Here is a 24,950-nt window from a genome sequence, read left to right on the forward strand (position 1 = left end):
AATATCTTAGGAGGTGGTCGGGATGAACAAGGGGCTACTTGTAATGGCAGTGGTAACTATGGCACTCGCAGCGTACGCCCTCACAACCGCCCAGATACCCCCAGCGAGCATCGAATACCGCGAGGTATTCTACATGAGCAACCAGAGTGTCACTTTCGTTACAAAGGACGGTTTTGGGCTGTTTTCAATGGTGATACACCCCCGTGTTGACTCCTTTGATCTCACCATAACGTTCCCTGAGGGCACGGAATATATGGTACGCTACGGGGAAGAGATATACAAGGGTGAAGGAACGTTCAAGATAACTGTCAAGAAAGACAGCCTGCCCGACGAAGTCTACGTCCAGTTCCAGTTGCCAAAGGAGGTAACGGAGAGAATAGTCCAGCAGGGTGAGGAGGCGCAGATAACCATCAGCGGGGACAAGCTCCCAGTCTGGCACGCAAAGGACGTGATATACATAAGGTACAGGAAAGAGGCCAACTCAAAGGGATGAAAGGGACTTTATCTTCTCCATTATCTCCTCCGGTTTTATAACCTCTGTCCTTACACCTATTTCTTGAGAATATTCAAACACCCAGCGGGGACGGGCAGTAAAGGGCGTCACAACCCAGAGCTCCGGGAAACCTGCCCGGTGGGCCTTGACGACGTCGTAGAGGAGCCTCTGGGGAAACCACTTGAATGAGGCCTCAAGCTCTATGGCGAGGAGCTTTTGCTCGCCGTTGAGGACAGCTATGTCTATCCTCGTGCCGTCAGGCGTCCTGTACTCTGGAACCGCGCTAAGGCCGAGTTCATTTGCAAGCGCGACGATTTCCCTGGTCAGGGTTTTGACCTTGATTGGGGACACCAGAGAAAAAGGAGAAACGGGAGGTTAAAAACTTACTCGATGAGCTTGAGAAATATTTCTTCCAAACTCGGCTCTTTCACCTGCATCGTAAGGACTTTTGCGCCCTGGGAAGCAACGAAGTCGTGTAGCTCCTCGCGAATGTCATTCTCGGCAACCACGCGGTACTTGTTCTCACCGAGGGGACTCACGTTCCACCCCGCCAAACCCCAGTCCACGGGCCTGTTGGTCTCAATGACAATGGTATAGCCGGCCTTCCTCAGGAATTCCCGCTTGATGTTCTCGATGCTATCCTCCAACCGGAGTTTACCCTTAACGATCACTCCAACCGTGTCACAAACCTCTTCAACATGAGCCAAAATGTGGCTGGAAAAGAAGACGGTTTTCCCGGCCTTCTTCTGCTCCCTGATGATCTCCTTGAACTCGGCAATACCCCTCGGATCCAGCCCGGTCATCGGTTCATCGAGGATTAAAAGCTCTGGATCGTTAATCAAAGCCTGAGCCAAAAGAAGCCTCTGACGCATTCCTTTGGAGAACTTGCCAACCTTCCTCCTTCGAGCTTCTTTCAAACCAACCAGGTCGAGGAGTTCACTTATGCGCTTCTCCTTCTCTGCCCTGGGAATCCCAAAGGAGTCGGCAATGACCTCAAGAGTCTGCTCTGGCGTTAAAAAATCCCACAGAGTGGCGTGCTCCGGCATGTAACCTATTTTAGCTTTGGCCCTGACGAGCTTACCCTCATCAAACTTCCCGTCCTTGAAGACCTCCTCGCCAAACAATTCAATCCTCCCCTCCTGGGGGAAGACGAGACCGAGGGTGCTCAGGATTGTAGTGCTCTTGCCAGCGCCGTTCGGCCCGAGGAAGCCGTACACCTGACCATGCTTAACCTCAAGGTTAAGACCATCCAAAGCCCTAACGTCCCTATAAACCTTAACCAAACCCTCAACCCTCAACACGACCATCACCTCAAATCCATTCTTCTGAACCTGAAGAGGGCCGCTCCAAGGTAGATGGGGATAAGCCCAACTATCAGCGCCGTCTGGGCGGAATTGTCAGCTATGGCCCGCTTAACCCCGATGTACTCAACGGTGTACGTGCCGTCGTCGTTGAAGGTGGTTTTGTCTATGTCCGTGAAGATGTCGAGCATGAGTACCTGGGGGATGTAGAAGAGGTACTTCAGGTGGTACTCCCTGTAAAGCTCGTCCAGGCGCTCGCGGTAGGCCCTTTTCTCCTCCGGCGAAAGCTTGCTGAAGTCCCCCCACTTCTCAATCCCGAACTCCTCCTTCGCTTTGTCCTCGGCGAAGCCGTCCACGATCTGGGGCATGACGAGGCCGGTAACGAAGAACAGAACCAGGGCCAGCCCCAGGGTGGTGTTCGAGGAGCGGACAAAGGTTGAAATCAGCAGACCGAGAGCTAAAAGCTGGAGCATGGTGAGCAGGATTAGCAGGTTCGAGAGAACCAAATCGCCAGCGAGGGAAGCCGTGAGGGAGAGGCCGTAGTACTTTGTTACCGCGAAGGAGAGCAGTGTTGCGAAGACCATCGCCACGACTATGCTGAGCGCCTGGCCGAGGAACTTGCCGAGCAGGTACGAGGCCCGTCCGAGGGGCTTGCTGAGGGCAACCCTGACCGTTCCGTTCTCAAGGTCATTATTAACTGAAGTCGCCCCGGCCATGAGGGCGTAGACGCCGATGAAGAGGAACGCACTGACCGCTATGTAACCCACAAGGCTCGTGACGAGCACTTCCCCCGGATTTGTGGCACCTTCGAGGTTGTCCCTCACTTCCCTGAAGGCCATGGCGTAGATTAGCAGAATCAAAACCAGTATCAGCCAGAACTTCTTCGTCCTCAGACTTTTCTTCAGCTCAAGCTCGAACCCCCACATTCTATCACCTCAGGTCGGCTTTCCTGAACCTGAGCCACGAGACGACTAAGTAGACGAACGTCGGAACGACCAGCATAGCCAGATTACCTTCGTAGTTTAAAATCTTATCCATCTCTGCTGGAGGAAGGTGGCGCCCCCGGAAGAGCGCGGAGCTGAGTACAGCGTACTGAACCGACGGTGCCGGGAGGTAAAGAGCCTTCTGGGCAAGTTCTTCCGAGCGCCCGAACGAGGCGAGGAAAGCTATCGGGGCAACGACGCCAAGCAGGAAGGCCAGAACCAGCGAAGCAAAAAGCGCCTTCCTGCCCCTCATGAAGGCCGAAAACAGGTAGCCGAGGGCCAGATACTGGACGAGCGAGAGAAAGAGAAGAAAACCAAAGACAAGGCCGAGTTCGAGGGTTTTACCCAACGGAGAGCCAAGGTGCAGGGCGTAGGCAACGATGAAAGCAACGTAGAGAATAACTCCAGCCAGCACAGCAAAGATGTCGCTCAGGAGCGTCCCGAGGAAGAAGTCCCTCCTTCTCAACGGCTTGCTCAGCAAAACTCTAACAGTGCCATTCTCGATGGCCGAGCCTATTGAAAGCGCCCCCAGGGGGAGAACCACGAGGGGGAGGAAAGAGCCATTCAGGGTCTGGATTACGGCGTTGAGAAGGCCAGGAAGGCGGTAGATGGAGTAGTACTTGTCGAGGGTGGCTTTATTTAAAAGCGCCATAAGGGCAGTAAAGGCAACGAACGCCAGGAAGCGCCTGCTCTGGAGACTAAGTCCAAGGAAAACGCCGTAGAGCCCGCGGGGGGAGAAGGAAAAACCCGGAACTGAGAATGACCCGGGGCTTCTAAGCTCCCTCCTCTTGAAGACTTCCATTCCAACGAGCGACAGGCCAATGAAAAGGGCCAGAAGCTCACCAACGGCGGTATAGCAGACGGAAAAGTCTTCCCCAATAGAAACGGCCCTCTCAAGGTAAGAAGTTGGGATAAAGGAATAACCGAACTCCCCAAGGAGAAGGAGAACTACAAACGCTCCAAGCCCGAGGAAAACTCCCGCATCACGGGAGGTTGCGAAGGGAATGAGGAGCAGGGCGATTCCGAGGACGCCGATTAGCGAGAGCGAAAGGGCGAGGGAACCGATGAGGTAGTCCTCAACCACGAAACCGTGAGCCAGCATCGCGAGCGCTCCAGAGAGTGTTACTCCCAAAGCTGAAATCAGAGCGAGCTTCATACCCTCAACTGCCCAGTCGAGGAAGTAGCGCCTCCTCGTGAGGGGCTTTGAGAGGAGTAGAAGGACGTTCCCTCGCTCGAAGTCCGAGCCAAAGCGCGAGAGGAGCAGGATTAAGATTAGGGGAACCAACAGGAACTTGAAAAAGCTGGGGAGCCACTTGGCGAGCAGGTCTGCTGTGACAAGATGGCCAAGCTCTTCGGCCGGAATATCCGGGTAGCGAGCGGTGAACTTTGATACGTCTATCTCGACCGCTAAGGCGGGGAAGAGTGAGAGGAGGAAAAGCACGAGCTTATGTCTCATTCCACGCCACCCCACGCGCTGAGGTCCATCCTCGAAATCCTCAGGGCCGAGACGGAGAGGGGAACGACTGAGAGGAAGGCAAGTGTTAGGGAGGCCGTTCCCGACCCGATTGCCGGGGCAAAGAGGAGCGCGAGCACGGGGATTAGGACTAAGGCACCCCTCCTCGTGAACAGCCCCATGGAGAAAGTCAGGGACGCCAGAAAGAAGGCAACCCCATAGGAGAACCCAACAACAGGGGTCGAAATTCCAAAGAGCAGAGAAGCAACGAGGAGGCGCCTTAGGAGGTAGTTTCTGCCAACGGGCTTGCTGAGGATTAAAACCGGGTTCTCCGAGAGGATTTCCAAGGAAGCGAGGGGCAGGAGGAAGAGCAGGACAAAGGCCTTGAGGGTTCTCCCAACTGGAAGAACCAGAAGGACAAGAAGGGCCTGGAAGGTTCTTGAGGCCCACAGGCCAGCGAGTTCTTTTCCAAACCACCAAGGGAGGAACGGTACGTAGAGGGACGGAAGGGAGGGTTTGATAAAGGTTCCGGGCTCGAAGCGCAGGAAGAGGAGAAAGACGAGCACGGTGAGGGCAAGGAAGGTGACCAGCGTTAGGGAGAGCCTGAGGAGGGCATCGCCCTCACCGGATTCGACCCCTCTCGCGAAGAGCTCAAGCTGCGCCCCCGGAGAAAGGAAGGCATAGTTGGAGTAGCGCTTTTCAAGCTCCAGCACGAGGGCGTGGTACTCCTCTTTTTTGGCCTCGTAGTCCTCCAGGCTCTTTATCCCAAGGGTAGCTTGAGCCTTTTCCTGGGCCTTAATCTGAACGATTCCCGGCGGAACGAAGGTGAGGAGGAGAAACACCAGCACTCCAACCGCCATGGTTTTCCGGGAGTTCTTCAGCATCAAAGCCGTCAAATAATCCAGAGGCAGGAATGGAAGGGCAAAGAAGGCAAAAAGTGCAGATATCGGGTTAAGGAGGGCAAAGGGCGCAATTAGGAGGGAAACCAGGAGCAGGTGGGAAAGGGAAATCTCAAGGAACAGGCGCGAGCGTTTGTAGGGCTTGGACATTAAAAGCTGGCAGGTCCCCCACAGGTCGCCCGAGAACACGATGAAAAGAAAGCCCGCGATAAAATAGGGAATTAGCAAAGCGATGTCGTCGAGAAGCGGAAAGAGCGCTAACCCCAAGGCGTACGGTAACAACAACCCCTGCTTGAGCTTCATTGCCTCGACTCTCAGCACAGGGTACACGAAACTACCCCCGATTAATAAATTCCCATTTCCATTAAAAATTGAAAATGGGATTTAAAAAACTAAAATGGATCCAAATCACACAGGTCCAGCTCACCACATGTGTCTATGAGGAGACAACCTCCTGCATCGTATCCACAGTCATCCCACAGTCTGCATCCGCCGTTATCTTCTATGCAGGAATCACTGAGCCAACAGTACGGCTGAATGGTGTGTGAACTTGTAGTCTTTGTAAGTCTGCGGAACAATTCACACCCTCCTAAGAGCTCAGTTGTAATCCCTGCCGCAGGAATCCCTTATCTTGCAGTCACCGTGGTCATAGTCGCAACTGTCAAAAAGCCAGCAACCTCCACTGTCAATGGTCTTGCAGCTATCTGATATCCAACACAGGGGCTCCACCGGGTTGCCGCCGGCGTTCAGCTTCTTAAACACTCTCTATCACCTCCTTCGGTTTTTGGGTTTTGGCCTCATCGGACTCCTCGGCCCTCACCCCTCTCTGGAGTGAGCGTGAAAAGACCTTATTCAACCAATCCTCGTCAAGATTTGAGTAGAGCCAGGAACCCCACTTCACGAGAGCAAACATGTAAGAGCAGTGGAACTCGTCAGGGAGGAATATATCGCCGTTGTAGTAATGGTTGTTGTAGATACAACCACCGCCACAGTAAGCCCTTATCGGGCAGTTCGAACAGTTGGGCCTCCTATCTACGGTATGGCGCAGAATCTTCTGAATGAACTCGTTCTCCCATCTGAAATCATCAACGTGACCAACCACAAATTCTTCCATCCCAACGAACCGGTGGCAGGGATATATCTTTCCGTCCGCCGAAACCCCAAAGTAGCTCCTGGCAACGCCGCATGGATAATGGCGGTAGGTGCCGGAGTATATCATGTGAACCATCTCACGGAGCTTCGTGTAAACGATTCCCTTCTCCTTGTAGTGTTCAAGCTCGTCCTTCGCTATCTTCTCCAGGGCGGACTCAATGAGTTTGGCATGCTCCTTGGTTAGCGGTGTGCTGGTGGTGGCGGGCTCAAGATGAACGCTCCTAAATCCAAAATCAACGAAGAACCGGTAAATCTCATAGTACCTGCCGAGCTGTTCGGGCAGAATCGTCGCGCGGACGCTAACCTTAACGCCGCGCTCAAGCATCTTTCGAGCGTTCCTGGCCACAACATCAAAGGTTGGATACCCACCGCGTAGAGGTCTGTTGTAATTCTGAATGTCCTTAGGACCATCAAAGCTCAAAGTTACCGTGAAGTTGTTTTCGAGGAAAAAGTCAATGACCTTGTCCGTGATGAGGTAGCCGTTAGTTGTTATGCTGAATGTAACGGTTTTGCCGTATTCCTCAGCCTTCTCCTTGGCGTAGTGAACAAGCTCCCGAATCAGCGGAAAGTTCAACAAAGGTTCGCCACCGAAAAACTGAAGGTTAACAGCTTTCTTCCCTTCTTTCATTAGCAAGTCAATGGCCTTTTTACCAACTTCAGGACTCATCTTGGTGTTGGGGGTGTGGTAAGTCCCACCATCACCATAGCAATAAACGCACGCAAAGTTACAGTCCTCCATGACGTTAAGGGAGAGGGAGGAGATCTTAGATTTCATAATTCCAAAATATGGTTTTACAGGAGGTTTAGCTTCAAAGAACACCCGGCGCAGGCTCTCATCGGATTTAATCTCATTTATCAAAGAATTCCAGTCAGATTCGGAGTACTCCCTTACAAAACGCTCTCTGGCATCACTCCAGCCCATTTCTGCCACAAACCTGCAGAAGTCATAGGTTTTCTTATCGACTTCAAAGAGGGTTCCTGTGGATGAATGCAAGACAAAATACTTGCCACCAACATGGAAGGTGTACAATTCCGGTTTTACATCTCCAGACATTGTACTCTAACACCTCCGAAAAAAAAAACTGAGATTAGTACTTATAAAATTTTCCATTCATTTAAAAATCAAGGAAGTGTTAAGATTTTTCTACCTCGCTAAAACGACTAAAAACAAGCAGAAATACATCCTCTAGTGATAATTCCTCCACCTTAATCTGAAGGGCACCCTTTGAGGAGAGAAACCTCACGAACTCATCAACTTCTTCGACCTTAAGGTACGCCACGACATGGGTATAACCGTTCTTAAAGGTGCACTTCACGAGACCCTCCCAGCTGCAGTCGAACTTTCCCTCCACCAGAGCCACAACCTTCTTATCAATCGGAGCCCTGAGCTTCCTGCTTATCTCCTCGGGCTTTCCCTCCAGGATAGGCCTCTTGTTGAAGAGCAGAACCCTGTCGCTCAGCTTCTCCGCCTCCCCAAGGTCGTGGGTGGTGAGGATAACCGTTGTCCCAAAGTCACGGACTAAGCTTAATATTGCATCATGTATCTCGCTCTTGGTTATCACATCGAGAAAAACCGTCGGCTCGTCGAGTATGAGGTATCTGGGCTGTACCACAAGGGCGGAGGCGATGTAAACCTTCTGCTTCATTCCGGCCGAGAGCTTCTGGTACCACTCGTCCCTCTTCTCCCACAGGTTCAGCAGCTTGAGCGCGTACTCTATGCGCTCCCCTATCTCACCCTCCGGGACCTTCCACAGCCTCGCGATGAACTGGAGGTTTCGTTGAACGCTCAGACGCCACTGGAATATGCCCCACATGTCCCTCTCGCCGGTGAAAACGGTGAACATCTTGCTCGCAACTTTGCCGTGCTCCCTAAAGCTGTCGTGGCCGTCGATGAGCAGTTTTCCAGAACTCGGCTCGAGGAGGCCGTTGGCGATTTTACAGAGGGTTGTCTTTCCCGCGCCGTTGGGGCCGAGGAGGCCGAATATCTCCCCCACCCTCACCCGGAAGCTCAGGTCTATGAGGGCCGGAATCTCCTCCCTGGGCTTTCCGAGAAAATCACGAAGGCTACCCAGATCGAAGAAGCCCCTGAAAGGGGGCGGATAGTACTTGGTGAGATGCTCTGCTTCTATCATCTGACCACCTCACACGTGCCCGAGGGTTCCCAGCTGCATTGCCTTTCCAACGCCCCACCGAAAGGTCGCGATTCCAACCAGGAGCATGACGCCCGTGGTCAGGGCAAGGTTCACGAAGCCCGGCCAGATCTGGGACACTGAATAGCCCCCGCCCATCGTCAGCCTGGCCATCTCAAGAATGTACCTCTCGGGGTGTATCTTGGAAATAGGCTGGAGCCACCAGGGGAGAACTTGAGGAGGAAAGTAGAGACCGCTCACGAGCTGGGAGGTGAGGTTGAGGAACCAGTTTATCGGGTCCTGCCTGGCCTTGGTCGCCGCCCGAAAGCCGGCGGAGAAAAGTTCAAGGGCGAAGGTGAGGGTGAAGCCCGCGAGGATAACAAGCAAAGCACCGAGGTTGATGTGTATGACCAGGCCGTAGAAGAGAACGAAGATCACAGTTATCAGGCCCATTATCATAAGGCTCCAGACGACGTTCCAGGCGTTTATTCCCACGAAGATCGCCACCATTCCGGCGGGGGAGGCGTAGAGCATCGGGAAGCTGCGCCCAATCAGGAGCTTGGAAAGGCTGCCCCGCGGAAGGAATATTATGTTGTGCACGATGAAGCCTATCAGAAAGAACTGGAGGAAGGAGTCGGTGCCGTACTGCTCGATGTTGGCGTCTATCGTTACCAGGCTGGCGAATATCCCCATCACTGCAACCTGGATTAGAAGGCCTATCAGATAGCTGACCACGTCCCAGCGGTAGCTGAAAAAGACCTCCCTCTGGACCCTGAAGAACTCGCGGACTATTCTAAGGCCGTCCATCATTTCAACCGAAAAAAGTCGGAAGGGAGGTTTAAAAGAATATCGGCCCCACAATGGAAACATCCATTAAAGCTCAGCCGAGCCTCCTCTTCACTTCCTCAATAGCTTCCTCGGCCTTGAGCGGGTTCTTTATCTTGCCCTGCGCGAGCTCCTTCCTCCCACCGCCACCGCCGCCGGCGACGCTCGTTATAACCTTCGCAAGCTCGCCGGCCTTGAGGTCGAGGTTGTCCCCAACGGCAACGACGAAGTGGCCCTCCCGGCTTATGAGGACGACAACCCTCTTCTCCTTCCTGAGCTTGTTTGCCGCCTCGCGTAGATCCTCCATAGTCCCCTCGACGACCTTGCCTATGAACTCAACGTCGCCGACCTTTTCGGCCTCGCTCTCAAGCTCGTAAACGAGGAGCTTCGCCAGCTCCTTCCTCAGCTTCTCCACCTCTTTCCTTGCTTGCTTCCACTCGCTGAAGAACCTCTCGGCCGTCTCTGGAACCTTCTCGGGCGGCACGCGGAAGACCTCGCTCGTTCTCTTCAGTATCCTCTCGGTCTCCTGCATCCAGTTGATGGCAGCTTCTCCGGCTGCAAAGATTATCCTCTCGACGCCGTCCTGTATGCGCTCGGTTCTGAGAATCTTAATCGGACCTATGAGTCCGGTGTTCGGCAGATGCGTTCCACCGCAGGCCTGAACGTCCCAGTCCTTGATGTTGAGAACCCTGATGATCCTTCCAGGAACGACTCCGCCCTGGTAGAGGCGGAAGCCGTACTTCATCTCGGCTTCTGTTCTCGGAAGCCACTCCCACTTCACGGGCCTGTTCTCCATGACGACGCGGTTGGCAAGGCGCTCGATTTCTCTGAGCTCCTCCTCGGTTATGCGTTTGTAGTGGCTTATGTCAAGCCTGGCCCAGTCGGTGCTGAGCTGAGAGCCAGCCTGCCAGACGTGCTTGCCGAGAACCCTAACCAAAGCGCCCATGAGGACGTGGGTTCCGGTGTGGTGGCGCATGTGCTGGATTCTCCTGTCCCAGTCGATCTTCCCGTGGACGGTCATGCCCTCCTTGAAGGCCTCGGGTTTATCAACGCGGTGGAGGATTACCTTTCCGACCTTCTGGACGTTGGTTACCCTCACTTCCGCGTCCCCCGCGGCGAGCACTCCGGTGTCGTAGGGCTGGCCTCCGCCCTCGGGGTAGAAGGCGGTCTGGTTCAGGATTACCCAGTCGTCTATGACCCTGAGAACCTCTGCATCGAACTCCTTCATGAAGGGATCCTCGTAGTAGAGCGTCCTCGTGTCGGGCAAATCTTTGACCAGCTCGAAGTCAACGACGTACTTGGCGGCCTCCTCTTTCGCCGTCCTCTCGGCGTCCTTCGCAACCAGGGTGTAGAAGTTGTCGGGGATGTGAACCTTAACCCCCTCGCCCCTGGCCACTTCCGCGACTATCTCCGGAGTTAAGCCGTGGCTCTCGTAGAACAGGATTAGCTTTTCGAGGGGTATCTCGTCCTTTCCTGCCTTCTTGAGCTTGGCAATCTCCCTCTTGACCAAATCGCTACCGCGCTTGAGCGTCTCGTGGTAGCGCTTCTCCTCGACGTTAATTATGTCAAGGATTACATCCTCCATCTCCTTGAACTCCGGGAAGGTTGGTGAGAGCTCCTTTATGTGCATGGCGACGATCTCAGCGAGCGGTGTCTCAAGCCCAAGCTCGCGGAGGTGCCTTATGCTCTTCCTTATGAGGAGCCTGGCCAAATAGCCGGCTTTAACGTTGGAGGGGATTACACCGTCGGCGAGCATGAAGGTCAAGGCCTTCGTGTGGTCGGCTATGGCATAGATGAGCTCGTAGGGCCTTACTGCCTTCTCAAGCTCCTCGACGCTTATGCCGACGCGTCTCGCGACTTCCTGGCGGAGAACCTTGAGGTCACCCATGTCCTCGATGTCGAACATTCCAGCCAAGCGGGAGTTCTCCATGAGGATTCTCTCGTCTATCTTCTCTATTCCAGCGAGCTTCTTCAGCGGTTCAACGACGTAGCCGAGGACGGCATCGTAAGCCGTCGGCGTCCCCTGGCTCATCCAGACGAGCCTTTCAAGGCCGTAGCCTGTATCTACAACCCTCGTCTCCATTGGCACGTAGCGGTCGCCCTTTATCTCGACGACCTGGTCAGCTGGAGCGTTCTCCGGGGCTTTCTTGTACTGCATGAAAACGAGGGTTGCAACCTCCAGACCGCGGTAGAGCACCTCGAATGCCGGACCGGCGTTTCCTCCGCCGGCCCACGGGTTCTCCTTGAAGGTTATGTCCTCGGGCTTCATTCCAAGGTCTTTCGTAAAGAACTCGAAGGCAAGTTCAACCGTCTCATCCATCCAGTATATCGGCTTCCCCGGATAGTTGAAGGCATGGTGTGCCATCATTTCAAATATCGTGAAGTGCCTGCCGGTTATTCCGACGTTGTCTATGTCGGTGAACCTTATTGAGGGCTGGCTTATGGTGAGCGGGTTCGCCGGCGGGTCGGCCTCGCCGCTTATGACCCAGGGCTGGAAGTCCATTATGCTCGCCCCAACGAGGAGGACATCATCGCGCCAGCGCGGTAAAACCGGGTAGCGCTTCACCCTTCCGTGGCCGTGTCTCTCGAAGAAGCTCAGGAACTTCTCGCGCATCTCCTCAAGGGTGTACCTCTTAGGTATGCCGGGCTTTCCTATGAAGGCGTACTCGTCACAGGGCGGGTCACCGCAGGTCTCCCTGTCCGGGTCGAGCGTCCAGAAGGGCTTGCCGCACACTTTACACGTTTTTCTTATCCATCCTTCCTCTTTAAACATCTCAGTGGTCATGTCCATGCTCATGATCCTCACCTCTTTAAACTGAAGTAGAAACGGAAGCGGGACTAATTAAAGTTTCCCTCATTCTTTCGAATCAACTCCCAAATCAACATCGACATCCTCGAACTGTTCCTCATCTATAACAACAATTGGAATCTTAGCCTTCCGGAGAAACTCAATGAGTCTCTTTTCACGTTTCTGTATCATCTCTATCTTATGCCTCAGACTGGTGTTCTCTATGGCGAGTCTGTTGGCCTCATCAACCTTCAGTTTGAGCTGCATGCGGAGTTCGATTATCTCTTCCTCCAGCTCCCGAATCGAACGTTCGAGACGTTCAATCTCCTCCAGATACTCACGACAGATGCGCCTTCGTATCATTGTGGTCAGCCCCGCGAAACCTCCTCACCGATCAGGGGGCTCCAGAGTCATCATCCCAATTTCCAATTAAGGACAAATTAGTGTTCTTTTTTAATATTCCAGCATGCTGAAGGGTCTCCTGACCATAAAGGCCAATTTTAAAGTGAATTTCCCTAATTAATGCCAATTCCAAAGTTTTTGATATATTTATGCCTAAGTCTTTAGCTATTTTAAGTATTTCTTCATCTACCAGCACACTTGTCCTGACTTTTTTGCTCATTTTAAGGTCCCTCATGTTAGTATATACCAGTATATACTAGTATTCAGAAATAGTATTTTAAGTTTTCTGCCTAACAAAAACTGTTAAATACAAACACAAAATAATCAACAATTAGGTGATGATAAATGGCAGAGGAAAAGAAGACTCCAAGACACAATATCCAGCTTGATAATGAAACCTTTGAAAAACTAAACACCTTACAAACTAAACTCAAAGAGGCATTCAAGACAAGATATACTAAATCAGAAGTCATCTATGCATTGATTGAATATTTTAAACATAGTGTAGATACTGAAGAGCTTATAAAGTTCAAAAAGTTCCTGGATGAAGCAAAATTAAAGGGGAAGTCTGAAAAACAGACAGATTTAACAAGCATAATAGAAGACCTTAAAAAACTGTGAATAATTGCTTCTTATCTTTGTCTGTTTTTAGGATATTACACCCTAAGTGATATTTCTATTAATCTATTAATGGGATACACATTGGAAAAGCAAAAAAATGCCATCAAGAGATTATCAAAATCATCAATCATAGTGTCAGTACAATATAAAGGGAGAACAATTAAGAATGTTGTCATTAAAAAGGTTCACTTTGATGTAACTCACTCTACAATCAAGGTTTTCTTTAATGTTAAGGACATAGAAAAACTCAAACTATATCAGGGGAAATGGAAATTAGTTTATCAATACAAATACAGTATCAGTGTATCATTATATCCTTGGAGGTCTGGATTGCAATTGACAATACCCTCAAAAATTGTAGAGTTTCTCAATATGAATGAAAAATTAGTTATAGGTATAAAAACACACCCATCAAAAAATGAGATACATTTCTTTTTGTTCCCCAGAAAAATTGAGAAAAAGCTTCTAAAGATTATAACAAGAAGCTAACCACTTTCAACATCCCCATTACCCAAACATTTGCACAAAGTATTTTAAAGTGAGAGGTAGGGGTATTTTCATGATAGAAACATTAAGGTACTCAGTGACCAGTATCAATGGGGGCCAAAGACATGTATGGAGTCACATGGCACTTTGAATCTGGGGGTATAAAATTACTAAAAAAGAGTCTTGGAGACATCTCCCCTGATATCAGACCAGTGTTTTGGGAGGAACTTGACCTCCTAGGATTTAATGAATTTTGGGACTATCCTCACTCTAATGAACCTCTTCTATGGGCTGTTGGGAGAGACTATTATTATCAGGGCAGAATAGTTGCCAAAGCTGTTGGAGGAGGGTTCTTCCATAGACCTAAGTTAAAGGTAATAGAAACTGACCTTGCTCTAGAACCTGTAAATCTGGAAGAAATGTTAAAGGTCAACAAAGAAGTCCTGGACAAATTAATAAACTCTACATTAGATTCTATTAGAAACATCTATCTCACAAATAAAGATAAGGTTGACCTAATGGCTGTGTCTTTTAGTGGGGGCAAAGATTCTACTGTACTTCTTGACTTAGTCCAGAGAGTAGTTCCCCCAACAGAATTTGTTGTTATATTCAATGACACTAACATGGAGCTAAGCCCTACTTATGAGTATGTGGAGATTATAAAAAGGAGATACAAAAATCTGAATTTTAGGACTGCAAAAACAGACTTACCAGCTCCTGAAATGTGGAGAAAGATGGGACCCCCTTCCAGGGTGCACAGGTGGTGTTGTAGTGTCTATAAATCTGCCCCCACAATTAAACTCATTAGAAAGCTAGTAAACAAGGATACCCCAATATTGTTGTTATTTGATGGTGTCAGAAGTGATGAAAGCCAGAGAAGAACTGCTCTAGGAAAGCTGTTAAAAGAGAAAAACACACTTACATCTCAAGGCAAATATCTCATACAGAGAAATGTACATCCAATTTTATACTGGAACTCTGCAGAAGTATACCTCTATTTGTTATACAGGGATATCCCCCTTAACAGGCTATACAGATTGGGTCTAAGAAGAGTAGGTTGTGCAGTATGTCCTTTTGCTTCTCCTTGGAAAGAAACTATAATGGGATTGGCATTTACTACTGAAATACAACCATATCTTAAGATAATTGAGGACTATGCCAGAAACAAAGGCATAAAAGATGAGTCTGAGATTAAAGAGTTTATTGAAAAAGGCTACTGGAAAATGAGAATAGGAGGAAATGACCTAAAGAGAAAGGAAAAGGTCATAGTATCAACTTCTAATGACAAGACTTCAATTGTTATCTCAGACCCCAATGAAAAATTCTTTGAGTGGGCCAAAACACTGGGGGATATGGTAATCTCAAAGAATACATTTGTTTTAAAAGTTGAGAGTGAGATATACAGGTTTAATTGGAAAGAAGACATCACTAAAAATCAATTCATCATTGAGTATGCTAACAAGGAGATATCAGAAAAGCTTCAAAACCTCATTAAAATAGTAGCTTACAAAACTTCTGATTGTGTTCATTGTATGGTCTGTGAAGCAGTTTGTCCCACAAATGCTATTGACATGAGTGAAGGAAAAGTTAAAATTAACAAAGAAAGATGTACTCATTGCTATACATGTCTCACATTTACAAACAGAGGATGTCTTGCTTCAGATTCACTAAGAGTTGATATGGAGGTCAAAAGTATGAAGAAAGATAAAGGCTTTGGCAGGTATAAAGGCTTTGGCATAAGAACTGAGTGGATTAGGGAGTTCTTTGACACCACTGAAGACTGGTGGAGCTCTCATACTTTGGGTCCTGAGCAATTCAAAGCAATGAAGCACTGGCTAAATGAAGCTGAGATAATCAAAGTCCAAAAAGGTAAATACACTATAACAAAGTTAGGTAGAGCATTAATTTCAATTGGAAGCTCAGACCTGTTTACATGGGGCATTATCTGGAACAATCTAGCAAAGAATTCTCCTCTAATTAAATGGTATCTTGAAAATCTGAAATGGAAAAGAACATACACTACAGAAGACATCTTTAACATCCTAGGTGAAGAATATGCCCAGAGAACAAAAAAGAACATCCTCAGCTCACTAAGAGAGATATTTGATAAGAGCCCCTTGGGAACTAAACTTGAATTGGGCATAGTGCTAAAACAGAAGAACAAAATGATAGGCATTGCCAAACCAGGCTTAAACTTTGGAAATCTCAGTGAACTTCAGATTCAAATGCTAATTCTGTACTCACTATATAGATATGCTGAAGCTACAGAGAGATACAGCCTGACTATCTCAGAACTTTATGATACCACTCTCCCTGAGGGTCCATACAAGGTATTTGGGGTAGAGAGAGAACAACTAGAGAAAATATTGCATGGCCTAAGTGAAACCTTTGGGCATGAATGGATTAGAGTTGAAATAATTGCTGACCTTGACAACATATTCCTTTCACCCCAGAAAAACAGTAAGGATATAATCAATATCTACAAAGAGATGAAACAGAAGGCATGACTTCCCTTAATTTGACTTTATGAATCATCAAAAGGATTAAAAAGATGTTAAGGGTTAATCACCAAGAGAGCAAAAGAAGGGTGAAGGTAATATGGAGCCCCAAACATATGCTAAATACATTGAAATTGATGAAAATTTTGTAGCTGTTTTTGGAGAAGAAGTTGACAAGAAAAACAAAGACATGTGGAAAACATTCATACCCCATTCAAGATTCTATGAGATGTTATGGAAACTTCTTCCAAGTTTAAATAGAGAAGGGTCTGAACCTAAGCCATTGTGGATATTTGGTGCATATGGAACTGGAAAAACCCATGCAGCTTTTGTAATTAAACATCTATTATCAGATGACATTAATGATGTTATGGGTTATCTCTCAAAATATGAGATACCCAGCAATTTAAGGGACAAACTGCTTGAGCTTAGAGAAAACAACAAAATCTTGGTGGTTTACAATTATGGGTCAAGTGATATAACCTCTGAAAGAAAGCTTCTTCTTGTGTTGCAAGATAGAATCCAAAAAGAACTAAAGAGGATAGTCAAAGAACAAAATACTGATAAGCCCTTCATTACAAAGACTGAAATTGAACTGCTAAAAGAAAGACTAGAAGATACAGTGATTAACTGGGATGAATTCATAAAAAAACATGAAGAATTCTATGAAATGGGAATTGAAAGCAAAGAGGATATCCTTGAGAAGTTAAACCAAGAAGAGATTGATATAGATTTTGTTGAGTATTTAATTGAATCTCTTGAAGAAGATGGAATAAGCCCATCCTCTAATAGATTCAATGTTGAGACTTTTGTTAACTGGCTAAAAGAGATATTTGAGAGTGGAATAGTGTCTAGGATAGTATTCATATGGGATGAATTTTCAGACTTCTTTAACCAAGACCATCCTCCCTTGACAACACTCCAAAAACTTGCTGAGATTACAAAATCAATACCATTTTACTTGATTCTCATAACACATAGACATCCCAACCAGTTCAAAAGTGCCAGAGTAGATGACATTCAAAAAATCCAAGCCAGATTCAATCTTATTCACTATTACATGGAACCTGTGACAATCTATCAATTAATGTCAAATGTAATACAGCCAAAGAACTCTGAAGAATGGAAGAAATTTGTGAAACAACAATGGGAACAGTTATCAATGTATTACTATCTTGAAGATGAAGTCATGAAGCTAATCTCTGAAGAGAAAAATGCAAATTTGAAGGATATGAAGAAACTATTCCCAATACATCCATACTCTGTTTATCTGGCAGCTAGGATTTCACAACATATTGGCTCATATCAAAGAACACTCTTTAAATTCTTGAAAGGAGGAGAAAAAGCTGAGACTGTATCCTTTAGAAAATTTATCAATGAATATCCAAAAGGGATGTGGTACCTCCTAACTCCTGACTTCTTATGGGAATATTTCTTTGTATCAAATGAGGGCATCCACATATTCCACCAAGACATTGTAGAGATTATCAACTATTGGGATACATGGAAAGATAAATTATCAGAAGAAGAGCTAAAAGTGTTCAATGTCATAATGATGCTAAGTGCATTAATGAAGAGAGTTTCTTCTGTACCATTACTTAAGCCCTCTAGAGAAGCCCTTAAAGTGGCATTTTCCGGAACTCCCTTATATCTGAAGCTTCAAGAAGTTATTAATTCTCTAATGAAAAAAGGAATCATAGCAAGTATAGGGGATGAATTCATCTTACCTTACATGGGACAAATTGACATAAGCAATATTGAGGCACCAAGATTTAGTTTATTTATCAAAAACAATGAAGCTATTTTATCCAAGGTTAAACAATTAGTAACTTTAGGAAAAGAAAGACTCTCAGTCAGATTCAATGCCAAAAATCAAGATATCCCTGTTATTCCAGTTGAAGACTTGGCACTTATGAGAACTCCAAATATCAAAAAAGAACCATATCAGTTGAATGTCATATTTGGTGTTATGAAAGAAGAGACCCCTCTTTCAGAGATTAAAGAAAAATTGACAAAGATAGCACAGAACTATCCAAATACTGTGTTCATTGTGTCACTATCTGAACTGGGTGACAAAAACTGGGAAGAAATAGAATTAAACTATAAACATCAGAAAGCACATGAGAAAGCAAATAGGTTTAAAGAAGCAGAGTACTTTAAGAAGAACATTGACTTCATTGTTGATAAGTGGATGAGCAACATTGAAAATGGAAGATTCCTTGTAGTTTCTCTACTTGAAAATGGCACTGAGAAAGAGTTGATGGTTGAAGATAACATTTACACAGCCAAAGCATTGTCCTCAGTTCTCAACTCAATTATAAAGAAAGTGTTCAATCATGGACTGGATGAATGGATTAAAAATGACACTCTCTGGAGATATGAGAAAAGACCTGAAGCAATTATTAAAAGAACACTAAAAGCATTCCCCCAGCTTGGAAAAGGACAAACTAGAGAGATTTACAATCTGCTGGTAGATACCTGGAGAATTGTGGATATACAGGGAGAGTTCATACCTGAAGAGTGCAACCCACAAAAAATACCAGTATGTGCAATGAGAAGAAGAATCAAGGAACTATTCCCAGAGACTGAAGAGAGAGTCTCATTATTCCTGTTGTGGGATGAATTGACCAAACCTCCATTTGGGTTGTATCCTTCAAAAATTGGGGGGATAATATTTGCATTGTTATTAAAAGAATTCAGCAAAGGTTATTATTACACAGATGGAATAAATGATGGGGAGCTAGATGTTGGTACCTTGGGAGATTTGATAACTGAAACAATTACTAAGAGGAAAGAATTCTTCATACAAAGACTAAGTTATGAGCAGAGAAGATTCTCTGAGTTATTAAAAGAGATTTTTACTTTGGATACAGAGTCAAAATATCCCAGAACAGCAATAATAGATGTAAGATTCAAAATCAAGTCCACATTGAAGTATCCTATATGGGCAATAAAATATGGTCCCTTCAAACTAACAGAGGAAGAAGAAGTCCTTATTGATGTCTTGGATTTTGTAATCAAAAATGAAGAAATTGACAAGCAGGGCACCCAATTACCCAAGGGAATTGAAGAACCAATCAAAGACATTGTATATACACTAGATGGACCTGCACAGGATTTAAAAGAAAAATTAAGATATGCCTCTAACCATCCAGAATATTATCAGAAAGGATTCTTCAACTTCATACTCAGGAGCCTAACCTCTAATACAATAGAGGGGGAACTAAATAGTGAACAGGGACTAAAAAGAGCACAATTTTATCAGAAGCTTGAAGACAAAATAAGAGAACTTCTTCAGGAAGAGCCATGGGCATGGAGAGAAGAAGAAGTCAAAAAGGTAATCCAAATCCTTGAGTATGAGATTCTTCTAACTAGAGAGCTCTCAAAAGTATTGCACATTAGCAAGGAAGTTATGTTCTTGGAGGACTTAATAGAGAACCTAAAAGAGAAACTACAAAACCTTGAACTGCTACCTCTCTGGATGTATGAATACCATCCCCAGCTAGTGGAGAAACCCAATCCAGACATCATAGCAATATTGAGAGCATTGTCCCAAATAGTATCAATACAAGATGCAGTGAAGGTCAGACAGAAATTTGAATTTGGAATATTATATGAGAAAATCCCCCAAAATGCCAAACAAATTGAAGAAATATTAGATGACAAAATGGAGGTTTTAAAATCTTGGGTATCAAGTAAACTAGGTGAAGAGATTGACAGAGAGATTCTCAATGAAATTATGGAAGAAATCAGAGGGATAGTCAAAGATAGGGGGCCAGAGAAAGTCAGTGAAGAAAGCCTTGTAATAAAAGTTAGAACTGTCATAACTAGGGCAAGGAAGACCAAAATAAAGAAAGAAATTGAAGACTCCCTCATCAAAATTATTGGCACAAGTGACATAAGAGAATTCCTGAGAACAAAAATGATTCCTGTTGAGCTAATTAAGTATCTTCCAGGAGTTCCTGAAAATGTGGCAAATAATGTTGAAAACTTAGTTAGAGCACTACTGGAATTCAGGAATATTGATTCAGAAAACAGGCTTACAGAGATAAAGACACTAATTGAGACATACTCCTCAGAACTCAGTCTTCTTTCTAAAGAAGACATACATTACAAGATTTTCAGAAGTTTCTTTGGGGAAGATTGGATTGAAGGACTGTTAACTAAACATGACTTTGCAGATATGCTAAATGACATGAAACTCAAATTAGGGGAGAATGTGGAAAAATGGACAACAAAACAGATTAGAGACTTTTACAAAGAATGGGTCAGGGAGAAATACAAGGAAGAAATGTATGATAGGATTCAACAGATAATTCATGCACTACCACCAGAAGAACTCAAAGAGCTTGTTACACTTATTATCAAAGATGACCCAGGAGTTGGACTCAAAATTGCAAAATTAATTAGAAAGTATCAGGGTGAGTCAAATGGAGAATACTCTCAAAGTTAATTTTTCAGAATTAATTCCTCTGCTCAGGGAAGAACAGGAACACCCATCATATCAAGGGTATCTTGGAGGTAGATTTCCAACTAAGATTATTTATACTGATGATTATTATACCTATGTCCAAATTGTTAAGGGAATAACAGAAAAGTTTAACCCCATCCAAGTTCACTTGTCAGAATATTGTACAAAAAGAGACACTCTTCCAGATATCCATAAAGCAATAACTGAAATTAAAGATGAACTAAAAAAAGGAGAGAACTCATTGCTACTGACTTCACTTAGTGAAGTTATCAGACTGAATAAAAGGAAAGGAACTAAGGGTTACCACCCAGTGCATCTCCTGAGTAGGATACACTCAATTGAAGTTACCCCATATACCCAAAGCAGACTTTGGGTGGTTCTGTTTGGTGTATCTTCTTTTGTGCAAGAATATTGGAAAAACTCACAAGATACAAGAAAAGTCCCTCCAATCTATGTGCCCCCAATTTTTCCAGAAGAAAAAAAGAAACCTAAGATTTGTATCACCAAAGACAACACAGTGATGACTTTAGCCCAAGACCTGGGAAAAAATAAAATCTTGCCTGTTACTGGATACAGAGAATATCTGAGTTTGTATGAAAGTATACCCTCTTTGGAGATGTTGATGTCAGCTAAAATTCTCTTAACAGGATCCAAGATACTATCTAAATACTTGGAAAAGGGAGACTTTCCTGGAATTGATATTGAACACATCTCTACATTAAAAGATGTTGCAGAGAAGATTCTGAGCATTAATATACCTTTTGAATATTCTCATGATGAGTTGAAGTTTTGGAAAGAGTTACTAAGAGAACTAAATAAGTTAAAGATTCCTGATATTGTGGAATACCTAAAAACAACATTCAACATAAAAGAGTTCTCATGGACCCATCTACTGAAACAATGGAAATCAAGTACTGATTACAAGAGATGGTTAATCTTCAACTGGATGAGACTCAATGTAAACTTAATTGATAATCAATATCTTAAACTTGTACTGAACAACAAAGCTATCAATTATGCATCATTTGAAAAGAGTATTTGGGTATATCCTCTAGAGAGAAAACTAACACTAAACCTTTCTGAAATAAAAGAGAGGAAAGAAGTTATTATGTTAATGGACCTAACACCTCCTCAAGAATTCTTTATCTTGCTTGAAGATACAGATAACCCAATTCAAAAGTTATCAGTACTACTTGGAACTAAAAAGGAAGATAAGATACAAATTATTCTATCAGTCAGAGATGCCATAAAGAGAGGTATCTCTTTAGAAAAGACACTAAGAATACTACAAATAACATTTCCAGACCTTTATCATTACATTGCATTCATAAACAACCCAGAAATCCCTGAGAGAGTTCAAGAGTACTTTAGAGAATACATTCTCTCCAAAGTGTTGAATGAGCCAAGTGACAAACTTCTTAGACTTCAGAGGGAATTTAATAGAGATAATCTACATACCAAGTTCAAACACAGGAATTCTGTTATTTCTGAACTATTGTCTCCACCAATAGTCTTTATTGATGGATTGGGGGTTGAGTGGAGTGGATTACTTAAGTGGTACTTAGAAAAACATTTCACTAATCATGATATCAGAATAACATTTGCAAAAGCTAGTATGCCAACTACAACTGAATTCAACAAGTTGCTAGGGGACAAGACAATAATTCTAACTAGAGACCTTGATATTGTGCTGCATAGTAAAGAATATCCAGAAAATATTATTGAGGAAATAGAGACAATCAAAGAGATAATACAAAACAAAATCTCCAAGCTAAAAGGCAAAAAATTCATAATAACTTCTGACCATGGAGCCACCCAATTTAATGGGTACATTAAAGACAGGATTAAACTACCATCTTCAATTCAAGGACAGCATAAAAGAGATGGTAGATACTTTGTAATAACTGAAATTAATTCACTGGAAGATATTGATAATACACCAGAGTATTTAGTAGAGATAAAAGAAGACAAAAAAATATATTTGATATCCAGAACATATAAGGTATTCCCTGGTGGAAAAAGAAGTATCACAGAGACTCATGGGGGAGCCACCCCAGAAGAACTTATTGTACCAGTTATATTTGTCAGCCCCCTTTCAGAAGCTCCTGCAAAAGTTAGGGTTATGAAAAAAATAGTTAGACTTGTGAAACCTATATTAGAAGTGAAAATTGAAAGCCTATATGGTCTAAATGAAGTGATATTAAGAATAGATGGAAGAGACATAAAAGGAGAAACAAAAACAGGGAACTTATGGAAGTTCAATCTAAGAAAACTCAAACTTAGGCCTGGAAAGTACAAAGGAACTCTGATATCTGGAGATAAGAAAATTGGTGAAGTTGAATTTGAGATTAGGGGTGGTCTTGAAGAAGAAGAGTTAATTTAGGAGGGACCCAAATGCCAATGGACCCATTAGGAGAAAAAATCAGAGAAATATTTTATGAAGAGAGTGTATACAAAGACCCTCAAAAATCTAAGGTATTTTCATCTCTAAATATACCCTCCTATCTAAGGGATTGGCTAGTTAAAAAATTCTCAGATGAAGAAGGAAATATTGACATTGAAGCTATCAGGGAGTTCATTAGAGAGAAAATACCAAGGAAGGAAGATGCTCAAGTCCTTAAAGACAGACTAATAAACAAACAGGAACAAGTCTCTATTCTAGCAAAGATTGTTGTTGAAATTGATATAGCTACAGGTGAAGCCCTCTTTCACTTACCTGAGTTAGGACTCCCTGAAAGAAAATATCAGGGAAGAGTGGAGAGATATCTAATACAAAAATATGGAGAAGAACTGCTATCTCTAGAAGGAGCCTGGGGTATTGTAACCCTGGACTGGAGAATTGAAAAAGTTCCTGGAAAATCAAAGGAAGAGGGAAGACTTGTATGTGTTGATTTTAAACCATTTAGACCTTATAGGATTGATATTGACTACTATAAGGAAGCCAGAAGGGAGTTTTCAACAGAAGAATGGATTGATGTCTTGTTAAGGGCAATGGATTACAATCCTGAGGGATTTATCTCAAAAAAAGCAAAGCTCTGGATGATAGCTAGACTTCTCCCATTTGTTGAAAAAAGAGTTAATCTTATTGAACTAGCCCCAAAAGGAACTGGTAAATCCTATGTTTACTCACAGTTAAGCAAGTATGGTTGGTTAATAAGTGGAGGTAGTATAAGCAGAGCCAAATTATTCTATGATTTAAACAGAAGGAAACCAGGATTAGTGAGCAGATTTGACTATGTTGCCTTAGATGAGATACAGACAGTACATTTCCCAAACCCTGAAGAGCTCAGAGGGGCTCTTAAAGGATATCTTGAAAGTGGGGAGTATAGAGTTGGTAACCATAGAGGAGTTGGTGAAGCTGGATTCATCCTCCTAGGAAATATTCCCATTGATTTCCAAGGGGAAAATAGGAAAGTATTCCTCACTCTTCCTGAGTTTTTCCAAGAATCAGCCCTCATTGATAGATTCCATGGATTCATTAAGGGATGGGAACTACCAAGGATAAAAGAAGGCATGAAAGCCAGAGGATGGGCTTTGAATGTTGAATATTTCACTGAGGTCTTACATAGATTTAGAGATGATTTAACATACAGGGCCATAGTAGATAGCTTATTATATGTCCCATCTCATGCTGATAGCAGAGATGTAGAAGCAATAAAAAGAATTAGTACAGCATTCTTGAAATTGCTATTCCCCCATGTTGAGAGGCCAGAAGATGTGCATATTGATGAATTCAAAAAATACTGCTTAGACATGGCAATTGAGATGAGAGGGTTCATAAGAAAACAATTGCACATAATGGACCCAGAGTATTCACCTAATCTTCCAGAGATTGAAGTTATCTACTAGACTTTTCACCCATTACTTTGTACTTCAAAATGAGTGTAACCCCCTGTGGTTACAATGGTTACATCCCAGAAATCATTCTGTTGGCTGAATAGAGCCTTTACAAGCCCCCAATAACTGCTGTTTTCATTAGAGATTACATCCCTCTCCTGTCTCTGATAGCCTAACAGAGCTTGCTCCTGCCTGCTATATGTAACTTTGTAACCACAACTTTGGAATTAAATTTTAATTTTTCATTTTTCCTTTATATTTATCAAGGGTTAATACAACTATGTAAAGAAAATTGATGCAACTCAATTGAGGTTACATTGGTTACAATGGTTACAATTACCAGATTCCTCTTTTTGTTGAAAGAAGGCACAATAGAGCTTTATTTGGCAAAAGAATGAAATGGCTTGAGAGGACTTCATTGGCACAAAAGAAGGCAGGAGCTTGCTGTAACCATTGTAACCAATGTAACCACAAGGGGTTACAGCAGTTTTTGATACAATTTTTGCAAATCCCTTTTTGCAACAAGAAAAATTGTCATTTTTTGCAGTTTTAGGGTTTGAAGTCACAACTAGAAAGTATTGTTCAAGCTGTGGTTACACTTGGTTACACCCA

General features: G+C 44.5%; 20 protein-coding genes. 8 read left to right on the forward strand and 12 right to left on the reverse strand.

What is annotated here, in order from left to right; translation table 11 throughout:
- The first annotated feature begins 22 nt into the window (after positions 1-22).
- Positions 23-493 (forward strand): hypothetical protein, encoded by a 471-nt coding sequence (locus NUS69_RS08555; RefSeq protein ID WP_258083381.1) that lies wholly within the window; start codon positions 23-25, stop codon positions 491-493.
- On the opposite strand, the gene NUS69_RS08560 is transcribed toward NUS69_RS08555, so the two are convergent.
- The 7 genes from NUS69_RS08560 to NUS69_RS08590 all read right to left on the reverse strand — a co-directional run bounded on the left by NUS69_RS08560 (position 482) and on the right by NUS69_RS08590 (position 7,056).
- On the reverse strand, positions 482-844 hold the full coding sequence (locus tag NUS69_RS08560; protein ID WP_258083382.1) for a hypothetical protein: 363 nt from the start codon (positions 842-844) through the stop codon (positions 482-484). The two genes, NUS69_RS08555 and NUS69_RS08560, sit on opposite strands and share 12 nt — an antisense overlap.
- Positions 845-876: 32 nt before the next feature.
- The gene (locus NUS69_RS08565; protein ID WP_258085059.1) at positions 877-1,794 is read right to left on the reverse strand and encodes an ABC transporter ATP-binding protein; all 918 of its coding nucleotides are present in this window, start codon (positions 1,792-1,794) and stop codon (positions 877-879) included.
- Between the two features lie 5 nt (positions 1,795-1,799).
- Positions 1,800-2,720, reverse strand: a complete 921-nt coding sequence (locus NUS69_RS08570) for an ABC transporter permease (protein ID WP_258083383.1) — start codon at positions 2,718-2,720, stop codon at positions 1,800-1,802.
- 4 nt (positions 2,721-2,724) lie between these two features.
- On the reverse strand, positions 2,725-4,233 hold the full coding sequence (locus NUS69_RS08575; RefSeq protein ID WP_258083384.1) for an ABC transporter permease: 1,509 nt from the start codon (positions 4,231-4,233) through the stop codon (positions 2,725-2,727).
- Positions 4,230-5,459 (reverse strand): hypothetical protein, encoded by a 1,230-nt coding sequence (locus NUS69_RS08580; protein WP_258083385.1) that lies wholly within the window; start codon positions 5,457-5,459, stop codon positions 4,230-4,232. Before NUS69_RS08580 ends, NUS69_RS08575 begins: the two co-directional genes overlap by 4 nt.
- Before the next feature lie 267 nt (positions 5,460-5,726).
- Positions 5,727-5,891, reverse strand: a complete 165-nt coding sequence (locus NUS69_RS08585; RefSeq protein WP_258083386.1) for a hypothetical protein — start codon at positions 5,889-5,891, stop codon at positions 5,727-5,729.
- Positions 5,884-7,056: a radical SAM/SPASM domain-containing protein gene (locus tag NUS69_RS08590; protein WP_308686505.1), complete on the reverse strand. Its 1,173-nt coding sequence runs from the start codon at positions 7,054-7,056 to the stop codon at positions 5,884-5,886. The genes NUS69_RS08585 and NUS69_RS08590 overlap by 8 nt, the downstream gene beginning before the upstream one ends.
- On the opposite strand from NUS69_RS08590, the gene NUS69_RS08595 reads away from it, so the two are divergent.
- Entirely contained in the window at positions 6,964-7,269 is a 306-nt protein-coding gene (locus tag NUS69_RS08595) for a hypothetical protein (RefSeq protein WP_258085144.1), read from the forward strand. The genes NUS69_RS08590 and NUS69_RS08595 overlap by 93 nt on opposite strands.
- Positions 7,270-7,414: 145 nt before the next feature.
- Here NUS69_RS08595 and NUS69_RS08600 read toward each other — a convergent pair whose 3' ends face one another.
- The 5 genes from NUS69_RS08600 to NUS69_RS08620 all read right to left on the reverse strand — a co-directional run bounded on the left by NUS69_RS08600 (position 7,415) and on the right by NUS69_RS08620 (position 12,645).
- The gene (locus NUS69_RS08600) at positions 7,415-8,413 is read right to left on the reverse strand and encodes an ABC transporter ATP-binding protein (protein ID WP_258083387.1); all 999 of its coding nucleotides are present in this window, start codon (positions 8,411-8,413) and stop codon (positions 7,415-7,417) included.
- Between the two features lie 9 nt (positions 8,414-8,422).
- The gene (locus tag NUS69_RS08605; RefSeq protein WP_258083388.1) at positions 8,423-9,220 is read right to left on the reverse strand and encodes an ABC transporter permease; all 798 of its coding nucleotides are present in this window, start codon (positions 9,218-9,220) and stop codon (positions 8,423-8,425) included.
- A gap of 70 nt (positions 9,221-9,290) precedes the next feature.
- Positions 9,291-12,032, reverse strand: coding sequence for an alanine--tRNA ligase (alaS, locus tag NUS69_RS08610; RefSeq protein WP_258083389.1), 2,742 nt, complete (start codon positions 12,030-12,032; stop codon positions 9,291-9,293).
- Between the two features lie 57 nt (positions 12,033-12,089).
- Entirely contained in the window at positions 12,090-12,386 is a 297-nt protein-coding gene (locus tag NUS69_RS08615) for a hypothetical protein (RefSeq protein WP_258083390.1), read from the reverse strand.
- Between the two features lie 31 nt (positions 12,387-12,417).
- Complete coding sequence (locus NUS69_RS08620) at positions 12,418-12,645, reverse strand: type II toxin-antitoxin system CcdA family antitoxin (protein ID WP_258083391.1); 228 nt, start codon at positions 12,643-12,645, stop codon at positions 12,418-12,420.
- Positions 12,646-12,770: 125 nt separating this feature from the next.
- Between NUS69_RS08620 and NUS69_RS08625 the strand changes: the two genes are divergently transcribed.
- The 6 genes from NUS69_RS08625 (at position 12,771) to brxL (ending at position 24,350) form a co-directional block, all read left to right on the forward strand.
- The gene (locus tag NUS69_RS08625; protein WP_258083392.1) at positions 12,771-13,046 is read left to right on the forward strand and encodes a hypothetical protein; all 276 of its coding nucleotides are present in this window, start codon (positions 12,771-12,773) and stop codon (positions 13,044-13,046) included.
- 69 nt (positions 13,047-13,115) lie between these two features.
- Entirely contained in the window at positions 13,116-13,535 is a 420-nt protein-coding gene (locus NUS69_RS08630; RefSeq protein WP_258083393.1) for a hypothetical protein, read from the forward strand.
- A gap of 122 nt (positions 13,536-13,657) precedes the next feature.
- The gene (locus tag NUS69_RS08635) at positions 13,658-16,039 is read left to right on the forward strand and encodes a phosphoadenosine phosphosulfate reductase domain-containing protein (protein WP_258083394.1); all 2,382 of its coding nucleotides are present in this window, start codon (positions 13,658-13,660) and stop codon (positions 16,037-16,039) included.
- 91 nt (positions 16,040-16,130) lie between these two features.
- Positions 16,131-20,483, forward strand: a complete 4,353-nt coding sequence (locus NUS69_RS08640; RefSeq protein WP_258083395.1) for a hypothetical protein — start codon at positions 16,131-16,133, stop codon at positions 20,481-20,483.
- Entirely contained in the window at positions 20,461-22,884 is a 2,424-nt protein-coding gene (gene pglZ / locus NUS69_RS08645; RefSeq protein WP_258083396.1) for a BREX-4 system phosphatase PglZ, read from the forward strand. Before NUS69_RS08640 ends, pglZ begins: the two co-directional genes overlap by 23 nt.
- Positions 22,885-22,895: 11 nt before the next feature.
- Positions 22,896-24,350 (forward strand): BREX system Lon protease-like protein BrxL, encoded by a 1,455-nt coding sequence (brxL, locus tag NUS69_RS08650; RefSeq protein WP_258083397.1) that lies wholly within the window; start codon positions 22,896-22,898, stop codon positions 24,348-24,350.
- Positions 24,351-24,950: the final 600 nt, after the last annotated feature.

This window comes from Thermococcus thermotolerans, from assembly GCF_024707485.1.
In the GTDB taxonomy this organism is placed as follows: domain Archaea; phylum Methanobacteriota_B; class Thermococci; order Thermococcales; family Thermococcaceae; genus Thermococcus; species Thermococcus thermotolerans.